The sequence below is a fragment of the Paenibacillus sp. FSL R10-2734 genome (assembly GCF_037963865.1).
Classification (GTDB): domain Bacteria; phylum Bacillota; class Bacilli; order Paenibacillales; family Paenibacillaceae; genus Paenibacillus_AQ.
Genome location: NZ_CP150170.1, coordinates 2,158,332 through 2,181,676, shown reverse-complemented (window position 1 = coordinate 2,181,676; position 23,345 = coordinate 2,158,332). Strand labels below are relative to the sequence as shown.

The window sequence follows — 23,345 nt, the reverse complement described above, 5'->3', positions numbered from 1 at the left end:
AGATCAGCATCCCGCCGGACTGTGCTAGCTATGATTCAATTAGTGGGTATAAGCGCCAACATTCTCAGGATCGACCGCATCATGTAGAGCCGCATTTAGACCACTGGCTACAATATTGGCGATGCCTTCAATAAATTCATCGATTTCCTTAGGTGTAACGATCAAATCATGTCCAAGTGGCTCAAGCACTTCCTTCACTAGAGACAATCGCTCCTGCTCGGAAATATCGTCCAGCATCCCCATGATTTCCTTAGTGTGACCAGCCCCTTGCCCGAAATGATTCTTCATCATCTCCAGTACATTATTTACAATGGTCGAAGCATAGCAAACTGTAGGAACACCGATGGCCACACAAGGGACACCCAGAATTTCCTGCGTCAATCCGCGCCGCTTATTGCCAATCCCAGATCCAGGATGGATACCGATATCGGCAATTTGAATCGTCGTATTGATCCGTTCCAGCGAACGGGATGCCAGCGCATCAATGGCGATGATGAGATCCGGCTTTGTACGATCTACGATCCCCTGCACAACCTCACTTGACTCGATACCTGTCAATCCTAATACCCCAGGAGCAATAGCACTGACCTTGCGATAGCCTGGAGAGACCTGATCCGGCACGAGCTCATAAAATTGGCGAGTAATGAGCGCATTCTCCACGACTAGCGGACCCAGTGAATCTGGAGTCACATTCCAGTTACCAAGTCCAACGATCAGCACAGATGCATCTTTACCAATCCCAATTCTGGTTAGGAAGTCTTCAAATTCGCGAGCAAAGACTTCAGCTACTTTTTGCTGCAAGCCGGTATCTCCATTGCGCAATGCTGGTACCTCAAGCGTGACATAATTCCCAATCGCGCGGCCTATCGCCTGTGATCCGGCAGCATTAGCTACACCAAGACGGGTAACTTTTATCCCATCTGACTCTTCCACTTCTTCGTTCACACCAGGGATTGGCGTCCTTTGTGGTCCTTGGGCCATTTCCTTTGCCTCTAGCGCCAAGTCCGTTCTCACTGAATATAGCCGCAGATCCGGTTCCATTGTTCCAGCCTCCTAAAAGTTTTGTAAGCATATACTTCTTTGAGTTACTTCGGACAATTGAGTTACTTCGAACAAAACTCAAATTGCAGGCTTCTGCCTATGCTCTTTTGTCGATAGTGTGCGAGAGAAAGCCACTGTTTATGCAGGCTAAGATGGTTTAATTTGAAAGCTTTAAGTATTGCTTTTTGCTACCGGTCATGCTAAACTATTTTAAGTTGTGAATCATTTGATAATGATTTCGAATGTCTTACAGGAGGTGAATGCAATGCCAAATATTAAATCCGCGGTTAAACGCGTAAACACGAACGAAAAACGCCGTGCACTGAACGCTTCCCAAAAATCCGCGCTTCGTACAGCTGTGAAAACTGCTGATGTAGCACTGACAGGTACGGAAGTTGAAACTGCTCAAGCTGCTTTCCAAGCTGCTTCCAAAAAGCTGGACAAGGCCGTAACTAAAGGTCTGGTTCATAAAAATGCGGCTGCCCGCAAAAAATCCCGCTTGGCGAAGAAATTGAACGCTCTTAAGGCTCAAGCCTAGGACGACATTCATAATGAGCAATTGAAGAACCTGACCGCTATGTTTCATACGGTTGGGTTTTTTTGTGTCTTCGAGGTACAAAAAACTTCCATATGCCCACGGCTCACATCCCACCATGTAAAATCCCATCCCCTTCATTCGCCCATACTTTCTGCTGCGTAACTCTCGCTAGACTTGAGAAACCTGCAAATATACAGTTTTTTTAAGCAGGTATCTGCTTCATGAAGTCCAAATCCTGCTTATATGCAGGAATCTCCTTATTTATGACTCGAAAGCTTCTTCCGGAGAAGAAATAACTGCTGATTCGCAGGAATTCATGCTCCAGTCCTCCTCATATCATTAAAAGATGTACTTTTGCAGGTTTAATCATCAGGTATCAACAGTTATCGATATTACATAGTCAACCATCAAACCATTAGCCTCTTTAAGCCACATCGTGCCGCTCACATCTTTGGTCAAGCCTTACTTTTACGTAAAAAAAAGAGAAAATCCAGTGTGATAACCCTGGACTTACTCTTTGTCGCATATATTTATCTATTCATTTGACTTATTATTGCCCTGCATTAAGCCTCTGTATTCATCACATATTTACAATAACGCAATATGATCTGTGCAACTTCCGCGCGTGTTGCCCCTCCAGTAGGATCTAGCAGCCCATTTCCTTTTCCAGAGATTAGCCCTGACTTCACAGCCCAATTCATTGCATCCTGAGCCCATTCAGACACTCTATCACTATCAGAATATGTTAGTTGCACATCACTAGCGCTGGTTGCGGATGCACCTGCATAGCGATAGAGAATAGCAGCTAGCTGCTCACGAGTGATATTGTCATTCGGCGCAAACTTTCCATTACCAGTTCCAGAAACAATTCCATTCTCAGAAGCCCAAGCTACTGCGTCAACGAAGTAGTGTCCAGACATTACATCCGTGAATTGAGCCGACTCCTCTGCTTTACCGTTAGATAATCTCTGGAGCACAGTTACTAACATCCCCCGTGTCATCAGATTGTCGGGATTAAAGGTGGTATCACTTGTTCCCGTAAACAAATCATGACTTGTAGCAAACGCTACTGCTTCTGAATACCAGAGATCATTCTGAATATCCGCAAACGATTGATTGCGATTCACTATTTTAATAGTTACACTTCCATCGACTGGTACATATAGAATGCCATTATTAATTACAGATGTTTTGATTACTTCCTCACTTCCGTCAGCTTTTACTATAACCGCGACTGTTCCAGCTAATGGATTCGTCACCGGAATGGATACAACTGCATGGTTCACTCCAGAAGGAAGTGTGATCTTAGCAGTAACATCAGCTGATGATTTAGGTATATTTACTAGAGTCACCGTGCCGTCTTTACCGGTAATCGTCATCTGGACGTCGCCAGTTTTGTTATCTGTCACCTTATCAACTTTAGCACCATTTCCCAACGTGCTTTTTTCGGTGCTACTCGTCTCTTTTTCACCTTCGGCTTGATTAGAAGTTACGACACTACCTATGGTCGAACTTCCAACGGTAGTTACGCCTCCACCTGTGGATGGATTGCCACCCGGCGTCGTTCCTCCTCCAGTTCCCGGATTCTCGCCTGGCATCGTTCCTCCTCCAGTTCCCGGATTTTCACCCGGCGTTGTTCCTCCTCCAGTTCCCGGATTCTCGCCTGGCGTCGTTCCTCCTCCAGTTCCCGGATTTTCACCTGGCGTTGTTCCTCCTCCGGTTCCCGGATTTTCACCTGGCGTTGTTCCTCCTCCAGTTCCCGGATTTTCACCTGGCGTTGTTCCTCCTCCAGTTCCCGGATTTTCACCTGGCGTTGTTCCTCCAGTATCCTCATTTTCTACAGTAACAAAAATGGATGCTGTTATATTTTTCGGATTAAAAACGTCATTTAGAATCGCAAGCGTCCCAGTAAACAAATATGTCCCCTCAGTAGTGGCGTCATACGTTTCGCTGTTCCAAGTCACCGGTACGTCTATCTGCTCGCCATTACTTAGCTGCACAGATATCGTCTTTGGCAAGTTGATATCTTCTTTAGCCGTTCCATAAGTAGCCTGAATAACTGACAAGCTCTCAACCGACTTTAGTGTCTTCACATGCTCCATTTCAATGGAGAACTGATTTCTGTCTCGATATAATTTGTCTTTATCGCTAGAATACCAATTCACATCGACTTGATTACTGTCATTATGGAAAGTTAACATCATGAGCATGGCATATCCACCATCTGAGGCATCCAGCCCTTGCGCATCTGCCAGCATTTGATTAACAGTATTCCCATTAATACCAGTGTCCGTGCGGTTTACCAAGTCAGGATAGCCAATATGACCAGACAAAACAAGATTGACATTCTTATGTTTGCTCACAACCTCATTCCAGAATACATCAGCATCTTTAGCATCACTAATATATTTAGACGGGTAGTCAGTATACTTATTGGACAATTGTTCACCGTTCCAGTACATATACGAGTGCGTTGTTATAATTACATTCTTCTCTGGATGCGCCGCGATCTGCTTATCAGCCCATTCTAGAATATCAGCCGTCGGCGCAAAGGCCACACTGAATATCATATACTCCCGATCACCAACTGTAACGTAGTAGTACACATTATCCATGTATCCTTCTTTATACGCACCACCGAAGTGGGACAATTGCGAGAACTTGGAGTACGGAAAGTACTTATTGTAGTTCACTGCCGTACGATCCAAATTCATCGACATATCATGATTACCAGGCAGAAGGGTATAGGGAACAAGATTATCTAACACGTTAAAACCATTCTGGGCGACCTGCCATTGCGTCGCACTGCTAGGTGTATTGACAATATCCCCCAAACTCATTACAGCCTGAATATTATACATAGACTTATTTTCTTTAATCCAGTCCATCATCTCGTAGTATTTATTAGCATAAGACTCCGTCAAAAATTGCGTATCAGGCAGAACGACCATGCTGTAATCGCCCTTTGCAAAATTTGGTTCAATCCAATCGGCGAATGTTGATACATCGTTTCCATTTGAGGAGATGTCTGCATAAACACCGTTCGCTACCGCATCCAGTTTCCAACTACCTAATAAAGCCGTTGAATTCGTCGGTTCAACTTCCATATTTGCCGCAATTTCTTCTACAGTACGGACTGTTGACCATAGACGAACATTTGCAATCTCCCCTTTAAAATATTGATTGTTACCGAACCGATAATCGCCACCGATTTTAAGCGGTTGGGCAGGGGTGTCTGGTTGGAACGTATTATTAGGGACAGTCGCTATAAGATTACCATTAATAACAAGCTTAACTTCGTCCTTTAAATCATCGAACGTCATCGCGACATGTACCCATTTATCCTGGCGCAAGTCCACACCAGAAATTACTGTATCTTGAATAACGCCTTTCTTCTTCCAATATAATCTTGGTTCACCTTTTGCAGTAACCTCAAAATTGAAATAAGGCAAATCATAGTCATAATACCCTGCGTTCATATAATTCCCCACAACAACGCCGCCAGCAACCTTTAAATCCTTCGGCAGCTTGACCATGGTTTCAATCGTCCTTGGGACAGCTGGCAATTTATTCTTCATAGCTAGTTGTACATCGCTGCTTGCAAAGCTTACACCAGACGCACTAAATGTGTGCGAGTAATCAACCTCACCTCCAACAATTTTCGCTTCAAATCCCTCTGCTGTAATCTTAATTGGATTGGTATTTACCAGATCACTGAAAATTGTCGAAGGAGAAATGTTGTCACTGTGCAGTCTCCAAGCGTGAGCCAGCCCTTGTTCTGCGCCAGTCAACTTAGTTGATGTATATTGGCTAATTTCTTCCGGCGTGCGAGCAGTGTTCCAAAGACGAATCTCAGAAATTTCTCCATTTAACCACATGCTCTTCCTGTAATCCGTGCCCACATACATAGGTAACGTTGAAGCCGTGTTATCTGGAGCAATATAAGTAACTGCACGTTCAAAAGCTTTTGCCCCATTCTTATAAACTTCAATTTTCTTATTGGCAATGTTTCGTACAACAGAGAGCTGCATCCACTCATCAGTCGCCACATCCACACCCGTTACATATAAATCAGAAATACTTCTTTGCACACCTGACGCATCCTTGTATTGTTCCCAATACCGAAGCCGATTGTCAGCAGTAAGCTCTAACGACCAGCTGTTCTGAGAACCATCTTTATAGTTACCAATAATGACTTGTCTTGTATTTATATTTGGACTCAACTTGACCATTACTTCTGCTGTTGTCGGAATTTTCTCTACTGATTTGTCCATCAAAGCATAGTCGTTTGGTGAAAATGTTAAGCTTGCACGCTCTTCAACAGAGCCAGCAGCCCATACCGTACTTAGTGAAGACAACATGATTAGAAAAATAAACATCGTTGCTACACTTTGTCTCATCACACGTTTTGTTTGCATAATAAACTCCTTTTGGATGGGTTTGAATAACCCTTAATAGGTATCATAGAGATCATTGTGACAGGACACCCCGCACAATAAATTAAAGCTCAAACTGTATAATAAGCTCATCGACATCATCGAAGTACTATGCGCAGTAGCAGCTCCGGAAACTGCGTAATGCTTGTCTCGATCCTTGACAAAACGTATTGCCAGCAGTTGACGACAGTTCTATGACAAGAATTTGATAGCATAATCCTCCTTCCATTTCTTTCTCGGACTCATTCTAACTTGATGCCAAGTCGCAAGGGTCATCGCAATGTAAGCGGAATGTTATTAAATGGTAAGAATTTAGTGACAACAAAAAAAGAGCAAACCCAGCGCGATTTGCTGGATTCACTCTTTTTACTTCTATTCTATTCTTTTAGGCGGCAAGCCGCAGCATAAACAGCTCCAGACCCAGGACTTTATCTATAGCCCCTGTCTTCATCTTATAATCCAGATCAGCCAGCGCACTTAAAATTTGCCGCAGACGTTCACTTGAGAACTTATGGGCCTGTTCCCCTGCAAGCTTAACTGCATAAGGATGCAGTCCGATTTGCGAGGCAATTTGACCTTGCGAATAACTATGAGCTGATAAATCCTTAACCTGCAAAATAATTCGGAATTGCCGCGCAATCAGCGCAGCAATCTTGATGGGTTCTTCCCGCTGTTTCAACAGCTCATATAGCGTATCAAGCGCCTTATCCAGACGCAGATTTGCGATATCTTCCACGAGCGTGAACACATTTTGTTCCGTTCCGCGGTGCACCAGACTCTCTACTGCTTCTGCATTTACGGTTCCGCCCTTACCAGCGAATAAACAAAGCTTGTCCATTTCCGCAGATAAACCCTGCAAACCTGTCCCTGCATTGGTTATAAGAATCTCTGCCGTGCCAGGTGCCATCGCACAACCTCGCTCACGAATTCCTTTCTCCACCCACCGCAGCAACTCTTCTGCTCCGAGCGGGTTGAAGGCTAATACCGTGCCCACTGATTTAACAGTCTTCACAATTTTCTTACGCTCGTCTAGCTTGTCATTATTCACCATAAACACGATCACACTGAAATCTACAGGATGCTGCAAATAATCACTTAAAATATCTATACGATGCTCAAGTTTGGCATTTTCTTTTCCCGCTGTAAATAACGATGCGTCACGCACCAGCAATAATTTACGTTCTACCATAAAGGGTACAGTCTCGGCTTCTTCTACCACAGCCTGCACCGGCGTCTCAGAGAGATCAAAGGGAATAACCGCGAAATCACGATCCTCTTTGGCAATCAGCTGGTCCTCCAGCAATGCCGCAAATTCATTCATTCGAAATTTTTCACTGCCGTACAAAAGATACAGCGGTGAGATTTTCCCTTGTTTGATTTCTTTTATCGCCGTTTTGGCATCCATTCCGCCACTTCCTTTTCCATTCATCTAGCCCAATTTGCCCAGAGTCCTATTGTAGCAAAAAAAACAACAAAAATGCACATGCAAAAACGGAGAAACTCTGGCAGCCATGGCCAAAGCTCCTCCGTTTAAGCGGCGCATCTATATAAACGACGAAGTGAGAAGCCCTAGAAACTTCCCATCCGACGGTCATACCGATGTTCTGTAAATCCTATAATCTCTAGTTCCTGTCCTGTTGCAATAGTATATTCTGAAGCTTCGAAAAATGTTCCAGCCTCATTTTAATTTGTTGATGATGTAGTCGGTGTAATCTCTGGTGTTGCCGAAGGCGAAGCAGCTGGAGCAGAAGAGGTATTCCCTACTTCCTGTACAGTGTACACCTTGGTAATACTAACACCATCTTTCTCAGTCACATAAGTGAACTGCGAGCTGTCCGCCGACCACTCACCAGACACCCAATTTCCTTCTAATGGATAAGAAGTTATTGCCGACCTATTTTCCACTGAGTCTTGTGAGTTCTTATAAATAACAAGCTGCAGCCCAGCAAACTCAACAGCATACTGCCCATCAGGGGAGGTCCAAGTCTGCACATTAGAATCATTTGAAATGTTAAAGCCCATAACTCCTCGTCCGAAATCATTCGAAATCTTTAATGAATCCTCCACAGGTGGAGACGCTGGATCAGCTGAATCCGCTGCGATGCCTTTATCGATCTCTACGGGTTGTTCCTTCTTATCAGCTTTGGACCGATCATTACTGCCGCCACTTGTATCCGGAGTTTGAACTTTCGTTACAGTATCTGGCTTCGGCGTCATAACCTTTTCAGTAGGATTAGGCTTCACACCATTAGATGCTTCTGGTATCGATCGTCCTCCAGATGGAGCATTAGTTTCTGCTGGAGTAGGCATCGACGCAGGGTCTACCGGCCCCATCGCTCTATCTAATGCAGCGTTATCATCACCCGGTGGAGCCGCAAAAGTCCCGGTATCCGTTCCACTATCAGCAGGCGCAGCCTCATCTGAATTAGCAGAAGTAGAAGCTTGAGCTTGCGATTCAATAGCCATATTATTAGCACTATCGCTGGTCGCTTTACTACTATCCTGCAGCATTTGTTCTACCTCTGCCCCAGGCATTTTATCCGGCATATTAAAAATAGCGATCCCTAATATAACAGCAGCTGCAATAGCTCCAATGCCTGTCCGTGTTGCCATAGAGGTTCCCTTGGAAGATTTACCGCGGGAGCTTTCACGTGAGAATGGAACTACAACTGGCTCCTCGGTTCTAACAGCGCTTTGTTCACGACTGCTTCGATCCAATTCTGCAAGCTGAGGTAAAATAGAGTCAACCAGACTAAACGGGGGTTTCACGTCTGGCAACTGCTCCAACTCTTTGGAGAGAAGTGTCAGCCGCTCAAAGACTTCCGCGCAGGAAGGACAATTATCGATATGACGGAACATCTCAACAATCTCATCTTGGCTCAAATCTTGGTCTAAATAGCGGTGCATCCATTCCATCACCTCCGCGCATTTCATCCCGATACACCACCTTTCTGGTACTCCTGAAGTCTATTCTGCAGCTGCTGTCTTGCCCGAAACAGGTAGGATTTCACTGTATTCAAAGGCAAATCTAGGCAGTCTGCAATCTCGTTGTAAGAAAAATCTTGTAAATAGCGCAGGACGATGACTGTCCGATGATGCTCGGGCAATTGATCAATCGCTTCACGTATATCCTCAGCTAAATAAGAGGATAGAACCTCGCGTTCCACATTGTGTTTATCCTGAAACACCATTTCATGTTCATCAATTGAAACTGTAGGTTTAGTTCTTCTGAATTTATCAATGCAAATATTGGTAACGATTCGCTGAACCCACGTTTTGAACTGAGCCTTTTCTTCATATGAACCGATTTTTGTATAAACCCGGATCAAGGCCTCCTGAGATGCATCCAGCGCATCTTGTTCATTATGCAAAATGTAGAAGGCTGTCTTATATACATGCCCTTCAATTTCTCGCAATAGGGTGATTAGAGCGTCGCGATCGCCCGCTTGAGCGGCTCTGATGAGTCCCTGCTCCACCACGAAGGTTCCCCCTCTCTATGCAATCTTACTGACGCGCAAGACTGCGAATTTGTTGCAACCCTGTAATTAATATTTTTAGAATACCAAACTTTTCTTAACACGTCATGTTAACGCATCTGTTACAGAGCGTTATTCCGCATAGCACAGTCTATAATTCCTACTAAGCATACAGGGGAAACATCAATCATTCAAATACTCTTTTGGATAACTTTGTAACAAAAGTGACACAAGTATAAACGCCTTCGCGGCCTTATAAGGACGGTAAGCATTTAAGAGAGAAATATAAGGATAAGTACATAACTCTATTTATATAACACAATTTTGCAGAGCATGAACACGGCGTAGTTATCCCTTGTTTCATCATCCACAACATATGCTTCTCCATTTTCAAAAATATGCGGATTATTGTAATTTCGTTCTAATCTATAGATCTGACCTTCCGTCACCTTGCAACCATGGAATGCCGACTCAATTTCTACGTATTCGGCATCATCTTCATCAGCTGCTTGATACAGCATTTTATCATTATAAGCAGGCATATACTCACTCCCGGTCAGATAATAAACGATTCCAATTCGTTGACGTTTAGTCAAGCATCACGACTCTCCTACTTTATAGTTTATTGTCTTTGTCCACATTCTATACTTTATGAATAACATATAATGTAAGAAAATGTGATTAGCATAAAAAAACATTAAAAAAAGGCTGTATGACTGACATCTGTCAGCTACACAACCTTCAATAATCAATCTATTCGAAATACGAAACGAACAGAATTAAATTCCTTTTACCTCTTTAAACTTCGCCACATACTGTGCCGCAAGATCAGTAATCTGATCGTATCGACCATCCTTCGCCGGTGCAGTCAAATTGCCCCCGATGCCTACAGCTATACAGCCGTTCGCAATCCACTTCTCCATATTATTCAGATCCACGCCGCCTGTCGGCATAATATTCACATGTGGCATAGGTCCCTTAACCGCTTTCACATAATCCGGTCCAAAAGCACTGCCTGGGAACAGCTTAAGTACATCCACACCAAACTTCAGCGCTTCTTTCATTTCGCTCAACGTCATGCAGCCAGGCATGTAAGGAATACCATAAAGATTACACATCTTAGCTGTTTCTACTTCAAAAGATGGACTTACTACAAATTCTGAGCCTGCAAGAATAGCTATTCTGGCCGTTAATGGATCAAGTACAGTCCCTGCTCCTATCACTGCGCGATCTCCGTACTCTACTACCAATCGTTTAATCGCCACATCCGCATCCGGAGTAGTGAAGGTTACCTCAATATTATTCAAGCCGCCTTCGATACAAGCAACGGACATTTTAAAAGCTTCCTCAGCACTATCAGCACGAATAACCGCCACAACCCCAACGGACGCCACATTCTGCAATACTTTCATTTTCTTCATCAGTAGACTCCCTTTCTCTTGGTACGATCATAGATGAATATGAAATACTAATTTAGATAAATTTTTTTATTAAATTTACTAATTTTTATGAATAACCCTATACAGAAATAGTAATAAGATTACGCTTCACAGTCAATACATTTTTATTGAGCTTGAGAAAAAGATACTTAAAAACCTATTAAAAACCCTTATATATAAAGGTTTTATTGAGTTTTATGTTTCTTTTTACAAAAAATAATGTCAGGTTAATAATCATTCCGATATTGTACAAAACCGATTTATGTGATAATTTCAAATTAGCAATCATTATACTGGGATAAATTCATTACCCTAGGAGGAACTAAGAATGAGTAAACAGCTGGATGCCGTCACTTTCGGGGAACCGATGGCGATGTTTTATGCCAATGAAACCGGCCCTCTGCATGAGGTATCTTCATTTTCCAAAGCGTTGGCAGGTGCAGAAAGTAATGTGGCTACAGGCTTGTCGCGCTTGAATCATCCTACTGGCTACGTTACGAAACTTGGCGAAGATAGCTTTGGTCAATTCATTTCTCAAGCTATGAAGCACGAGAACATCGATACCGAGAACATTACTTTTACTAAAGACTATCCAACGGGTATGTTAATCAAATCAAAGGTTGTTACCGGCGACCCTAAAGTCGAATACTTTCGCAAAAATTCCGCGGCCTCCAAGCTTAGTCTGGTTGATTTTGACGAGGCATACTTTAATTCCGCAGGACATTTGCACGTAACAAGCATCTCTGCCGCTTTATCCAAGAGCTGTCATGAGTATTCTATTCACGCGATGGAATTTATGAAGAGACAAGGAAAAACAATCTCGCTTGATCCTAACCTGCGCCCCAGCTTATGGCCGGATACGGAAACGATGGTGAGCACAATAAACGATTTGGCTACATGCTGCGATTGGTTCCTTCCGGGACTCGGTGAAGGCAAAATCCTTACAGGTCTAAGTACGCCTGAAGAGATTGCAGACTTTTATCTGGAACGCGGTGTCTCTCTTGTCGTCATCAAGCTAGGACCTGAAGGCGCTTACTATAAATCTTCTGAAGGAGAAGGTTATGTAGGGGGATTCAAGGTGGAGCAGGTCGTTGACACCGTGGGTGCAGGAGATGGATTTGCCGTTGGTGTAATCAGTGCGATGCTGGAAAAGCTTCCGATTGCTGAGGCCGTCAAACGCGGAAATGCGATCGGTGCGTTAGCCGTCATGTCGCCGGGCGATATGGATGGGCTTCCGACCCGTGAAGAGCTAGCGAAGTTTATGCAGCAGGAAGTGTAGTGCATACAATTTGCGTATCACCATTAAAAAATGCCGTCTCACAATTAAATTGTGAGACGGCATTTTTTACGTAAATATAAGTTGACTAAGCAGTAACTATAACCCGGCAACCCAACCCGACGAATAAACCTGCAAAAGTACAGCTTTAAATGCTCCGAGGATATCTAAAGTGTTAATTCCTGCAAATCTGCAGTAATTCTTGGTCCAGAAGAGGTGTCCGAGTCATAAGTGAGGATATTCCTGTATATTTGCAGCTTTTTGACTTCAAGAAGTGGATATCTGTACAAAAAGCTGTATATTTGCAGCTTTCTCTAGTCCAGCTTAAGGGATGGATGAGACTTCACGGACTGTCCTTGTTGCAAGGTCGGCGGGAACCGATATGTAATAGGGACCGAGGTGCCTTTATCCTCGATACAAGAGAGTATAATCTTAGCGGCTTGCATGCCCATTTCGTAAGCAGGCTGACGAATCGTCGTGATAACCGGATTATAAATTTGTGCGAACTCCGCATCATCTATACCGATGACAGACAATTGTTCCGGAATAGCGATGGCATTTCGATTCGCATATTTTAGGATCTCCGCCAGCGTGATGTCGTTCGTAGCCAGCAGTGCTGTCGGAGGCTCAGGCAACGCTAAAAGGCGTTTCAGTCCTGTAGCTAATTCTTCTTTTGGCACGCTGCAAATATACTCCTCACGTAGAGCTATACCTGCTTCTTCCATCGCCTTTTTGTAACCACTAATCCGCTCTTTACGAGGGGTAATGGCATGTTCACCTAACGGGAGGGACACCAGAGCAATTCGCTCATGTCCTTGCTGTATCAGCTGACCCACACCTATCTTGGCCGCCATTTCATTGTCGAGCAACAAACTCTGCGTGGTGATTCCATCTACCAGACGATCCATAAACACTAGTGGAAAATCGGCCTCTATCAGTCGGCTGTAGGCAGATGGATTGTTCCCCGTCGGAAAAATAATCAAACCGTCCACCTGGCGGGCGACTAAGGTTTCGACGTACTTGCTTTCTTTTTCCGCATTCTCATCGGCATTGCATATGATCACTTGGATCCCGTGTTGCTGCAGCTCGTTCTCAATCGCCCGGATGCACTGAATAGACAGTGAATAATCGATATTGGCAACGATGATCCCGACCATATGCGTCCGATTCTGTTTCAAGCTACGCGCTAAACCGTTAGGCTGATAATTAAGCTCCTCAATCACCGCCTCAATTCGGTTCTTCGTCGCTTCACTCATATATTTAAAACGTTTGTTCAAAAATTGGGAGACCGTACTCTTCGACACTCCCGCTTTTTGAGCCACATCATCAATCGTTAACTTCTTCATCTCTTCGGCTCCACTCTTCTCAAAAGAAAATTACTTTTTGAACCTCTCATCACTAAAGTGACGAGATTCCTAAGTACAGAAGTCTTAGTCCTTCGTTCAGAATATTTTTGCTGGCATTGTCATCTCTATCGTGTGTAGCATGGCATTCTGGACATATCCATTCGCGCAAGTTGAGATTCTTAACGTCTTTGTTCTTGTACCCGCAGCACGAACATCGTTGGCTTGATGCAAACGTCTTAACTACTGCGACGACTTGCTTCTCGTACCACTCTGCTTTGTACTCCAGCATCGTTCTGAATTGCGACCAGGATACTTCACTGATCGCTTTCGCTAATTTGCCATATTGGAGCATCCTCTTCACTTGCAAGTCCTCAATTGCAATGATGTCGTGGTTTTTGACAATATGCGTTGAGACCTTATGTAAATAGTCAGCACTCGCATTGGCCATATGCTCGTGTATTTTGGCAACTTTGATGCGCTCTTTGTTCCAATTGGAACTTCCTTTCGTTCTTCTTGTGAGAATACGCTGCGCCTTGGCAAGCTTCTCTTCCAACGTCCGAAAAAACCTAGGATTTCGGAATACTTCGCCGTTTGAGAGGATCGCAAAGTTTTTCAGACCCATATCGATCCCGACGGATGAATCCGTCTTTGGCAAAGGCTCCACATCTACCTCCGCAAGTATAGACACGAAATACTTGCCCGCTGGATTCCGCCTAAGGGTAGCACTCAGAATCCGTCCTTTTATTTCTCTAGACTTTGCGAATGGAACACATCCAAGCTTAGGAAGCTTGATCTTGTGACCGACAATAGCGATGTTGTTGTTCGTGAAGTGGGTTTGATACGACTGAAGAGGATTCTTTTTGCTCTTGAATTTAGGGGCATCGTTTTGCTTCTGGTAAAATCGGCTGTAAGCATCCACAAGATGCCGCAGTGCGTTTTGAAGTGCAAATTTATCAGGCTCTTGTAGCCATTCCTTCGTTCGTTTGAGTAATGTAAGTTCAGCAGAGCATTTCCCATACGACAACCCTTTTCCTGTATCTTTATAGGCTTCATTCCATCTGTTCAGAAAGTGATTGAACACAAACCGACTACAGCCAATCGTTTTATGGATCAGCAGCTGTTGTTCTGCGTTTGGATATATGCGGAACTTGTACGCTTTATGCGTCAGCATGGCTTCACTTCACTTTCTGATTTTGGATGTACTCTCGTATTTGCGATTCCGTATTTTCGCTAACGGTAGCAATGAAGTATGAGCGGTTCCACAGATTTCCCTCCCATAGCTTCTCTTTAAGATCAGGAAATTCTTTGAATAGCAGTCTGGCAGATACACCTTTAAGTGCTTTGATCATGCTCGGTATAGAATGTTGTGGAGAGCACTCAATCAGCAGATGTACGTGGTCTTCATCGCCTTTCATCTCGCTGATGGAGAAGTTATTATCTAATGCAATTTGACTCCATATTTCTTTTAGTCTTACATCCAATTTGCCCTGAAGCACCTTGTGACGATACTTTACACACCATACAATATGATACTAGATAGAGTAAACATATCCTCGACCACGCTTTACTTCTGACACGTTTCCACCTCTAGATATACAATAACATTTGTAGTTGTAATTATATGATAAAATCACGTCATATTGGTAACTTTATCTCTTGAATATTTTAACATGTGTCGTACAAATAACGTGTCTATAACACGCCTTGTCCGAAGTTTTCTAACTCACGACTAAAGTCATGGGTTTGCGAAACTATTCTATCAAAAAGTATAGCTTTTATCGGGTGAATTATCTACTAGGGAGTCTGACTCATAAATTCCTGATACAGTGCATTTCGTTGCTCTTCTGATAAAAATGCCCAATCTTCATTTATCCACCCTAGCCCACCTTTCACAATAATATCCGCTTTACGTAGTTTCCCGTCCACTTCATAATCCATGGTTAATGTTTCTCCCTCGATCTCTTTAAACCCTTTGGTTGTTGCAGTTGTTCGAATGCTTAAGGTCTCTAGATCATAAAGCACTGTTTTGTCTTGGTATTTCTTATCAACCGGGTATTCTAGGTAACTTATTACGAGATATTCATACTCCTTATCCACAGCGAATAAATACTTGTAGCTTAACAGTGTTTCATCAAAGTTCGTAAGCTCCTTCGGTACCACAGTTTCTCCAGCCACTGCTTTTTTAACATTTAGCATTGAAATTCTACCATTCTCCAATTTGTCTGAACCTAAAGTTCGCGTGGAGGAAGTCAGCAGGATATAATCTCCCGCTCCATAAAATCCATTCAAATATTGATAAGTACTTGCACTTCCAGCATAAAGAGGAAAGGTATATATCCTAGTAGCCGAAGAAGCAGACAGCTCCGCTTGATCTTTTGAACTTAAGTAAAGTGTAAAAGGTTCTGTAGGATGTGTATACTTGGGCTTCTTGTAGTCTACCATCGGAGGTGGCGGCGACCAAAGGATTCCGGATGTTGTTTCAACAGCATAAGCTTTTTCCTTATTCCTATCCAGCGGCAACGGCATGTAATATTTCTTACCGCTGATCTCAAATAGCGCTGAGCCTACTGGCGGATCTAACGCTTTGTCATTAGTATCAGGACTAGAAGTAGGTAGTATACCTCCTGCTTGTGACTGCACCGATGAAGACTGAACTGGACCTTGGCTCTTCCATACGCCCATAGGCAAATTAAGCACAACTATCAACAAAATCATAGCCAGACTAGTCAGTAATACACTTTTATTTATTCGATACCGTTTGTAACCAGGAGTTTTATTCGTAGCAGCCTGTTCGATCCGCATCATCAGCTCAGGAGAAAAGCCATCTTCAATAAAAGGTCTTTTACCTGCTTGCGCATACCAATCCGTCTGTCCGATCATCACTGGATTACTGTCTTCAGCTCTGCCTTTCATTCCCTTTCCTCCTTCTGGATGGCTTGCTTAACCTTCTCTCTCGCCCGCGCGAGACGAGATTTCACAGTCCCCTGAGCCACATTCAACAAATCAGACATTTCGGCAATCGAAAGTCCATGCTGAATATCCAGCACTAATACCTCTCTGTTCTTGTCTGGTAGGGTCATAATAATTTCCCAGATTCGGTTCGCATACTGATTGCCTAACGCTTCACTTTCTGCAGACAAGGTAGTTACAGTGACAGGTTGATCCCCAAATGGTGTGAATCTGCGCCAAAAGCTATTTTTGCTCCAACTGAAGGCTGTATTTCTAGTAATGGTGAGCAGCCAAGTTTTCATCGACGATTGTCCACGGTACTTCCCCACATTCTTGTACGCCTTTAAAAACACTTCTTGGCTAATATCATTCGCTTGCTCACGGCTTCTAGTTAAGAAAAAAGCGTAATTCCACACATCCGATCCATACTCCTCCATCATTTCCCGCAAGGTCATTTCGGACGCGTAGGCTTCTGCATATGGTATCTCTTCGCTTAGCATGTTTCGTCTCACCCCTTACCTAATAAGACTTTCTAAACTTGAAAAAGTTCCCTATAAAATAAATTATTAGGTTGTTCTTTACTTAACAGCATAATCTGTAGATCTGTCTATTAAAAAACACCACCGATGAACGCGTAAACGCCATCGGTGGTGCTCCCGTATCCAATTAGAGGGATCTAAATACTAGTGTTAGCCATCGTTGTAAGTTCATTTCCCGGAAACGGGTGCGGTGCGTAGTTTCTAGATAAATATACTTACATGTGGTTTAAAGTACTGGCATAATGTACAACCCTCTGCTCGGACTCGGGTATACTCGTAAAAAGCTTTCTATTACATTTCGTGCAATAGAAATTGATCTTTCCACTACATAAATAGACTCTGCTGTAATTGAGTGTACAAAGTACAACAGAATGAAGATCCAGCTACTTTAGAGTGCATTCTATTGTATAAAGTGCAATGAGAGGCGTTTAGGGTGTTTTATTGAAACTTTGTACTATGTGAGGAGCAATTATTGTTTTCTGTTGCACCTGGTGCTATGCACATCACTCCCCCACTCCTTCAACACTCTAACACTCCCCCTCCCCTAAGTTACTTCTATCCTTCTTTCTAACCTTCTTTCTATCCTTCTTTCTATCCTTTCTTCTCTCTTTCTATCCTATTTTCTACTCTACCTACCTCTCCCTATCCCTATCTCCTCCTATCTCCTCCTTCCCCTGCCTCCCACAACTTATATCGCACAGCAATTCCCTCCGCCCGCACTCGCATCTGTATCTCCCCCTGCTGATCCGTTCGGAAAATAACTGCACGGCTATCCTGCAAACGCTCCAACACCTCAGCATTCGGGTGACCATACAAATTATTAACACCCGCTGAAATCACCGCTGCTGCAGGCTGCCAGAATTCGAGCCAAGCTTCGCCTGTTGAAGTTTTGCTCCCATGGTGAGCTACCTTCAGTACATCAATGGCAGGCCCAGCGCTGATACCCTTTTGCCGGGCTAGCTGCACAATCTCCTCCTCAGCTTCCAGATCCATATCTCCGGTGAATAGAAAGTCCCTACCGTTCATCTTTAAGCGAAAAGCTACCGAATCGTGGTTCTGCTCTTCCAGTAGAGGGATATCAACCAACGGTGGAGTACCCGCCGCTCCTTCATCCCTTCCCTCCGGCCACAAAAAAGACAGCTCCGTCTCGTCATCCGGGGATAGAGTCATTCCCTGATGCACAGCATACAGCTGAACATCCCTCTCCAGTGCAGTCCTCATCATCTCCATATAAGGCTCACGATCAACAAGCGTCCCATTAAAAAGCAGCGCTGAGACAGGAATCTCCTCCAAAACAGCCTGGAGTCCTCCAGCATGATCCTGATCCCCATGTGTCAAAATAATCGCATCTAAACGGTGGATACCACGTTTTTTCAGCAGAGGCACCAGCACTTTAGCTCCTACCTCGAACGGACTTCGACGAACGCGCCACTCTTCTTTTTGACCAAAGCTTGAGGTTCCTCCACCGTCCACTAAAATATGGGCTCCACTCGGCGTAGTAATGAAGATGCTGTCGCCTTGTCCGATATCCAGATAACTAATCGTACCTCTACCTGTCTGACCATCCGATTGATAACCCCTATACAACAACATCCCCAGTCCAACCACCGATAGTAGAACAATCGTTCCACTCCAGCGTCCAACCATAGAAGTACCAAAAGCAAACTGTGCATTCGCCACTCTCCCAAACCCACCATGCCTGTTCACAGGTAAGCCGACCTCCGCTAATGGCCTCGTCTCGTCCTCCATATACTGCGGTGCAGAATGAGCTTCCTTTCTCACCTTGGCAACATACAACAGACCGTACAACAAAACATAGTACACCCCGATCCACAGTAGTGAAGGCGAGCGCCAAATCAGAACTCCACCAGTAAACCCGTTGATCCACTCTACAGCGTAGAAAGTAAAGTTATTCAGTAGCTCCGTAATATGCGCCAGAACGTTAGCACCACCACCCCACAGTCGTCCAAGCAGCAGCGCAAGCGTCCCTAGCGGCAATACTACAAAGGTTATAACGGGCACAAAGACCAAATTAGCAACTAAAGACAACAGCGAAAATTGATTAAAATAATAAATCGTTAGCGGAAATGAAACCAACTGGGCTACTAGAGTCACAGAGACGGCACTTTTAAGCCAACGAGGCAGTGCGCTCAGCAGAGGATTCATAAGTGGAACGTAAACCATCAGGCCTAATGTCACCAGAAAAGACAGCTGGAAGCTGACACTAAGCAGCATGTAAGGGTTCCAGATCAACATAACCAGAGCCGATGCCGCCAAAATATTCAGCCCATCCTTCAGCATTCCAACTCGCGCAGCGAGCAAAGCAATCATACTCATCAACCCCGCACGTACAATAGACGGACCCGCGCCAGATAAGAGGACGTATACAGGAACGAGCACTAAGGTGACCGTTAACGCGGTCTCTTTTGTCATGCGTAAACGCCTGAACAGAAATAAAAGAACACCTACATACACTGCTACATGCATACCTGAAATGGCGAGAATATGCGTTAAACCGAGCTGCGAGAACTCTTTAAATGTATCCGGATCAAGATCATCCTGCATCCCAATGATTAAGCCCTTCATATACCCTGAGTGACGCTGCTGAAAAAGACGATCTAACTCTGCCCCAAGGACCTTCCGCACACTGTCATTTAAACGCAAGATCGTTAATGAACTCCATGAATCTGGCACGGTTGCCCTCACATTTTCCGCTCCCTGTCCCTTCAAAAGCCAATGAATCTTCTTCGTATGTAAGTAGGTACGATAATCGAAGCCTCCAAAATTACGTGCTACTGCCGGCTCTTCCAGCACACCGCTAAGCAGCAGCTCGTCCCCTCTTCGCCACTCCGCAGCGAGAGCAATTTCTTGTTCAGCCAGTAGTTTGATCTGCACTGCGATTAACTCGCCCTGCACCCTTTTATCCTGTTCATCCATAGGATCAGATGCTTTCTCATCATCCTCTGCAAGGAGATTCATATGTGAGAGCTTCATTATAAAATCAACCCGATCCCCATCCCGTTCCACGACGGAAACGATCGTACCTCTAGCTTCCACAGGGCTCCCATTCAACTCCACGACGGATCTACCTAGGGCGTCAGGAAGTACACTTACGTTGTGAACCTCGTTCCACTCCCAATATCCAGCTGCTAAAGAAATGGACAAGCATAATGCGGCTATGTATTTCCAGCTCATTGTTCCCCACACCATCAGACTCATCAGTAAAAATATTAATCCAGCCCACGCGAGCAGCAGTCCGCTCCCTGAGCATAAGCAAGCCGCCGCGCTTCCAGCTACCCAGCATACCGTAAAGCTTAATAAAGGTCTTATCTTCATTCCCCCATCCTCCCTTCCTTCCGCAAATACTGCGTACTAAAAGCTTTCTTGAGCCTCGACGCACATCCCACAATGCAAATGTTATTCTCTTTCTATCCTCCATACTCTTCACTGCATATTTTTCGCTACTTACCTTCACTGGATTGGAGAAATCCTGCTAAAGTACATCATTTTGTTCAGATATTCCCTTCATTAAGCGGAAAAACTGCTAATATACAGGAATATCCACACTTATGGCTCAATGGCTTCTTCAGGGACATGAAAAACTGCAGATTTGCAGGATTCTATGCTCCAGCCCTCCCCGTATCATTAAATGATGTACTTTTGCAGGTTTATTCGCCGATAATCGCTATACACCGTTTATTGTCACTGCTTAGTCAACCAGCAAACCATTAGCATCTTTGAGCTACATCGTGCCACTCATCCCTTGATCGATCCTTACATTTACGCAAAAAAAGAACCTCTGCATACGCCATAAAAGCGCAAGAGAGGTTCTTCCTCAAGTCATCTTATTAAATTGGTGTTGTTCTGTACCGTTACTCCGACACTTTGATCATCGTTTCACTCGGCGGCTCATAATTCTCCAATTGGCGAAATATGATGCCCTTGGCAGCCATCATTGCTTCTACTTTCTCCATATCCTTGCGATAGGGGCGGAAATACACGATTTCCACAATACCACTGTTCGCCAGCATATTAGCGCAGGTCCAGCAGGGCTCATCCGTCACATATACGGTACTGCCTTCCCGGTCGCTTCTATCTGTAAATAGCAAAAGATTCTGTTCCGCATGAATCGTGCGAATACAGCGCTGTTTCTTCACCATAGTCTCTACACCATCAACGATCTCCATCTCATATTGCTCAGAAAGCATACAACCTGCCTCAGAGCAATCAGGCACGCCCATTGGCGCTCCGTTGTACGCTGTTCCTAGCAACTTCTTGCCTTGTACCAGTACAGCACCCACATGTCGACGATTGCAGCGTGAACGAGTTGAGACCATGCAGGCAATATCCATAAAATAAGTATCCCAGTCTTTGCGATAGGTAGCAGTCATAATCAATCTCCATATCCTTCTAAATAGTTGTTAACTATTGTAGCACATCCCTGCAAGTATTCACTAGGACAACGGTTGTAACACATTCAACAGTACATACAATACCATTTTATCTTCAAAATATTACTAAAGGCTTTAACTTTTCCAGCATTTTGGGCCCGATCCCCTTAACCTTCCCCAAATCTGACAGGCTACGAAAAGCCCCTTCACGGTTGCGGTAATCGATTATAGCCTGAGCCTTCTTCTCTCCGATGTCTGGGAGATCCATCAGCTCCTTAGCACCCGCAGTGTTCACATTTATTTTACCTTCCTGTGAAGCAACTGATGCGGAAACTTCCAGCGCCCCCGCAGCCACAGCTGCTTTATCCCCTGCTGCTGTTTGGCTTTCTACACCTATCGGCGTTTGGCTCCCTACCACGGTTTGCGTTTGGCCTCCAGACTCTATTCCACGCCCCGTAGCATTCTGTCCTGCGACTACCGTCCCTTTTTCAGCTACCGAAGTTTGAACAGCTTGCTGTTCTTGTATAACACCCTTAACCTTCTCACCTTCTTCAGCTTTCCCAGTAGCATCAGTCTTCCCAGCATCTCCATTCTTCTCAGCACCTTCAGCCTGCACTGCAGCTTTCCCCGCACTTTGCTTATGATCCTTCTTATTTCCATCACTACCCTCTGCGGCCAAAGCTTCATCAGGCTCAGCGACTCCAATCGCCTGTTCCATACTTACATTCAAGGTCTCCCATCCGGCAATGCCGGAATCTCCCTTACTCCCTGCAGCCCACAGCAGTCCGCTACCCAGTAGAGCTACAGCCACTCCGAGCACTATACTCCCTTTATTCAAGATGCGCTCCTCCTCACGATAATTCGCAGTATACTTTTTTGTGAATCTTCATACATTCCTTAAATTGGAATTTCCTATAATAATTCATACAAAACCTGTCATTTGTCCAAGGCTATCCTGCATACATATAACGAAGAGAATTCATGTCAGTTAGTAAAAAAGCAATGCTAGAAAGGAGGAACCACAGGTGAAAGTAGGATTTATCGGAACAGGCAGCATGGGCAGCCTGCTGATCGACGCCTTTCTTTCTTCCGGAGCGCTAGATCCGTGTGATGTACTTGCCAGCAACCGCAGTCTGAACAAGCTGCTGGAGCTTGAGAAGCGTCACCCTGGCATCTCCATTTGCGGAAGCAATAGAGATACAGCGTCTGGAAGTGATATCGTTTTTTTATGCGTAAAGCCTCTTGAATTTAAAACATTAACAGATGAAATCGGCTCATGCCTCCGCAGTGAGCAAATCGTCGTATCCATTACAAGTCCCGTTCAATTGCATCATCTGGAATCCGTTTTACCGTCCAAAATTGCCAAGATCATCCCAAGCATTACGCACTGCGTTAAGAGTGGGACTTCACTGTGCATATTTGGCAGTAGGCTTAATAAAAAAGACAGGCTTGAACTGCTGCAGCTATTGTCTTTCATAGGTGTTCCCTTGGAAATCCAAGAAGCACATACCCGAATCGCTTCTGATTTCTCCAGCTGTGGGCCTGCATTCTTAAGCTATTTCATTGAGCGCTGGATTGAAGCTGCAGTGGATGCCACTGGTATTGAAGAGACATTAATCAGCCGACTTGCTGGTGAAATGCTGCTTGGAACAGGTAAACTGCTGACAGAAGGAGATTTCACCCCGCAAGAGCTTCAAGAAAGAGTCGCAGTTCGCGGTGGCATTACCGCAGAAGCGCTAAATCACCTTCGCATCAGTCTAGAAGGTGTATTTGAACGCCTTATCACGACTACGCATGATAAATATGATGAGGATGTCACCAAGCTTGATGAGCTATTCAGACATGACACTATTAATCAAGGTATTAAAGAGCGTTAGAACAACAAAGCCCGCAGCACGGATTACTCCGTTGCTG

The 23,345-nt window shown here is 44.4% G+C and carries 18 protein-coding genes; 3 read left to right on the top strand and 15 right to left on the bottom strand.

Annotated elements, in window-relative coordinates; translation table 11 throughout:
* Nucleotides 1-39: 39 nt before the first annotated feature.
* A complete protein-coding gene (gene gpr, locus NSS67_RS09595; RefSeq protein ID WP_339319326.1) occupies nt 40-1,041 on the bottom strand; it encodes a GPR endopeptidase in 1,002 nt (333 codons plus the stop codon).
* Between the two features lie 265 nt (nt 1,042-1,306).
* On the opposite strand from gpr, the gene rpsT reads away from it, so the two are divergent.
* Nucleotides 1,307-1,579, top strand: coding sequence for a 30S ribosomal protein S20 (rpsT, locus tag NSS67_RS09590; RefSeq protein WP_042130412.1), 273 nt, complete (start codon nt 1,307-1,309; stop codon nt 1,577-1,579).
* Between the two features lie 563 nt (nt 1,580-2,142).
* Here rpsT and NSS67_RS09585 read toward each other — a convergent pair.
* From NSS67_RS09585 to NSS67_RS09560, 6 genes are all read right to left on the bottom strand, one after another.
* Complete coding sequence (locus NSS67_RS09585; RefSeq protein WP_339319325.1) at nt 2,143-5,997, bottom strand: LamG-like jellyroll fold domain-containing protein; 3,855 nt, start codon at nt 5,995-5,997, stop codon at nt 2,143-2,145.
* Nucleotides 5,998-6,400: 403 nt separating this feature from the next.
* Complete coding sequence (gene holA / locus NSS67_RS09580) at nt 6,401-7,420, bottom strand: DNA polymerase III subunit delta (RefSeq protein ID WP_339319324.1); 1,020 nt, start codon at nt 7,418-7,420, stop codon at nt 6,401-6,403.
* 278 nt (nt 7,421-7,698) lie between these two features.
* Nucleotides 7,699-8,949 (bottom strand): zf-HC2 domain-containing protein, encoded by a 1,251-nt coding sequence (locus NSS67_RS09575; protein ID WP_339319323.1) that lies wholly within the window; start codon nt 8,947-8,949, stop codon nt 7,699-7,701.
* Nucleotides 8,946-9,494: a sigma-70 family RNA polymerase sigma factor gene (locus NSS67_RS09570; protein ID WP_036677530.1), complete on the bottom strand. Its 549-nt coding sequence runs from the start codon at nt 9,492-9,494 to the stop codon at nt 8,946-8,948. Before NSS67_RS09570 ends, NSS67_RS09575 begins: the two co-directional genes overlap by 4 nt.
* Before the next feature lie 302 nt (nt 9,495-9,796).
* Nucleotides 9,797-10,087: a hypothetical protein gene (locus tag NSS67_RS09565; RefSeq protein WP_339319322.1), complete on the bottom strand. Its 291-nt coding sequence runs from the start codon at nt 10,085-10,087 to the stop codon at nt 9,797-9,799.
* Between the two features lie 183 nt (nt 10,088-10,270).
* Nucleotides 10,271-10,912, bottom strand: coding sequence for a bifunctional 2-keto-4-hydroxyglutarate aldolase/2-keto-3-deoxy-6-phosphogluconate aldolase (locus tag NSS67_RS09560; protein WP_339319321.1), 642 nt, complete (start codon nt 10,910-10,912; stop codon nt 10,271-10,273).
* Nucleotides 10,913-11,258: 346 nt separating this feature from the next.
* Here NSS67_RS09560 and NSS67_RS09555 point away from each other — a divergent pair, with 346 nt between their 5' ends.
* A complete protein-coding gene (locus NSS67_RS09555) occupies nt 11,259-12,209 on the top strand; it encodes a sugar kinase (RefSeq protein ID WP_339319320.1) in 951 nt (316 codons plus the stop codon).
* Between the two features lie 311 nt (nt 12,210-12,520).
* On the opposite strand, the gene NSS67_RS09550 is transcribed toward NSS67_RS09555, so the two are convergent.
* The 8 genes from NSS67_RS09550 to NSS67_RS09515 all read right to left on the bottom strand — a co-directional run bounded on the left by NSS67_RS09550 (nt 12,521) and on the right by NSS67_RS09515 (nt 22,269).
* Nucleotides 12,521-13,552, bottom strand: a complete 1,032-nt coding sequence (locus NSS67_RS09550) for a LacI family DNA-binding transcriptional regulator (protein ID WP_339319319.1) — start codon at nt 13,550-13,552, stop codon at nt 12,521-12,523.
* Nucleotides 13,553-13,604: 52 nt separating this feature from the next.
* Nucleotides 13,605-14,720, bottom strand: a complete 1,116-nt coding sequence (tnpB, locus tag NSS67_RS09545) for an IS200/IS605 family element RNA-guided endonuclease TnpB (protein ID WP_339320555.1) — start codon at nt 14,718-14,720, stop codon at nt 13,605-13,607.
* Nucleotides 14,721-14,727: 7 nt separating this feature from the next.
* Nucleotides 14,728-15,078: an IS200/IS605 family transposase gene (gene tnpA / locus NSS67_RS09540; protein ID WP_339320554.1), complete on the bottom strand. Its 351-nt coding sequence runs from the start codon at nt 15,076-15,078 to the stop codon at nt 14,728-14,730.
* 268 nt (nt 15,079-15,346) lie between these two features.
* A complete protein-coding gene (locus NSS67_RS09535) occupies nt 15,347-16,465 on the bottom strand; it encodes a hypothetical protein (RefSeq protein ID WP_339319318.1) in 1,119 nt (372 codons plus the stop codon).
* Nucleotides 16,462-17,001 (bottom strand): RNA polymerase sigma factor, encoded by a 540-nt coding sequence (locus NSS67_RS09530; protein ID WP_339319317.1) that lies wholly within the window; start codon nt 16,999-17,001, stop codon nt 16,462-16,464. Before NSS67_RS09530 ends, NSS67_RS09535 begins: the two co-directional genes overlap by 4 nt.
* Before the next feature lie 687 nt (nt 17,002-17,688).
* Nucleotides 17,689-20,376 carry a ComEC/Rec2 family competence protein gene (locus NSS67_RS09525; RefSeq protein ID WP_339319316.1) on the bottom strand — a complete coding sequence of 896 codons (2,688 nt, stop codon included), beginning with the start codon at nt 20,374-20,376 and terminating at the stop codon, nt 17,689-17,691.
* 536 nt (nt 20,377-20,912) lie between these two features.
* Nucleotides 20,913-21,431 (bottom strand): dCMP deaminase family protein, encoded by a 519-nt coding sequence (locus NSS67_RS09520; protein WP_339319315.1) that lies wholly within the window; start codon nt 21,429-21,431, stop codon nt 20,913-20,915.
* A gap of 115 nt (nt 21,432-21,546) precedes the next feature.
* Nucleotides 21,547-22,269, bottom strand: a complete 723-nt coding sequence (locus tag NSS67_RS09515; RefSeq protein ID WP_339319314.1) for a ComEA family DNA-binding protein — start codon at nt 22,267-22,269, stop codon at nt 21,547-21,549.
* A 187-nt stretch (nt 22,270-22,456) separates the two neighbouring features.
* Here NSS67_RS09515 and comER point away from each other — a divergent pair, with 187 nt between their 5' ends.
* On the top strand, nt 22,457-23,308 hold the full coding sequence (gene comER, locus NSS67_RS09510) for a late competence protein ComER (RefSeq protein ID WP_339319313.1): 852 nt from the start codon (nt 22,457-22,459) through the stop codon (nt 23,306-23,308).
* Nucleotides 23,309-23,345: the final 37 nt, after the last annotated feature.

What these genes read in the sequence shown, in the direction of transcription:
- NSS67_RS09560 (WP_339319321.1), bottom strand. Translation starts at nt 10,912, where the DNA reads ATGAAGAAAATGAAAGTATTGCAGAATGTGGCGTCCGTTGGGGTTGTG.
- holA (WP_339319324.1), bottom strand. Translation starts at nt 7,420, where the DNA reads ATGGATGCCAAAACGGCGATAAAAGAAATCAAACAAGGGAAAATCTCA.
- gpr (WP_339319326.1), bottom strand. Translation starts at nt 1,041, where the DNA reads ATGGAACCGGATCTGCGGCTATATTCAGTGAGAACGGACTTGGCGCTA.
- NSS67_RS09525 (WP_339319316.1), bottom strand. Translation starts at nt 20,376, where the DNA reads ATGAAGATAAGACCTTTATTAAGCTTTACGGTATGCTGGGTAGCTGGA.
- rpsT (WP_042130412.1), top strand. Translation starts at nt 1,307, where the DNA reads ATGCCAAATATTAAATCCGCGGTTAAACGCGTAAACACGAACGAAAAA.
- NSS67_RS09575 (WP_339319323.1), bottom strand. Translation starts at nt 8,949, where the DNA reads ATGAAATGCGCGGAGGTGATGGAATGGATGCACCGCTATTTAGACCAA.
- NSS67_RS09535 (WP_339319318.1), bottom strand. Translation starts at nt 16,465, where the DNA reads ATGAAAGGCAGAGCTGAAGACAGTAATCCAGTGATGATCGGACAGACG.
- NSS67_RS09520 (WP_339319315.1), bottom strand. Translation starts at nt 21,431, where the DNA reads ATGACTGCTACCTATCGCAAAGACTGGGATACTTATTTTATGGATATT.
- NSS67_RS09550 (WP_339319319.1), bottom strand. Translation starts at nt 13,552, where the DNA reads ATGAAGAAGTTAACGATTGATGATGTGGCTCAAAAAGCGGGAGTGTCG.
- NSS67_RS09530 (WP_339319317.1), bottom strand. Translation starts at nt 17,001, where the DNA reads ATGCTAAGCGAAGAGATACCATATGCAGAAGCCTACGCGTCCGAAATG.
- NSS67_RS09555 (WP_339319320.1), top strand. Translation starts at nt 11,259, where the DNA reads ATGAGTAAACAGCTGGATGCCGTCACTTTCGGGGAACCGATGGCGATG.
- NSS67_RS09585 (WP_339319325.1), bottom strand. Translation starts at nt 5,997, where the DNA reads ATGCAAACAAAACGTGTGATGAGACAAAGTGTAGCAACGATGTTTATT.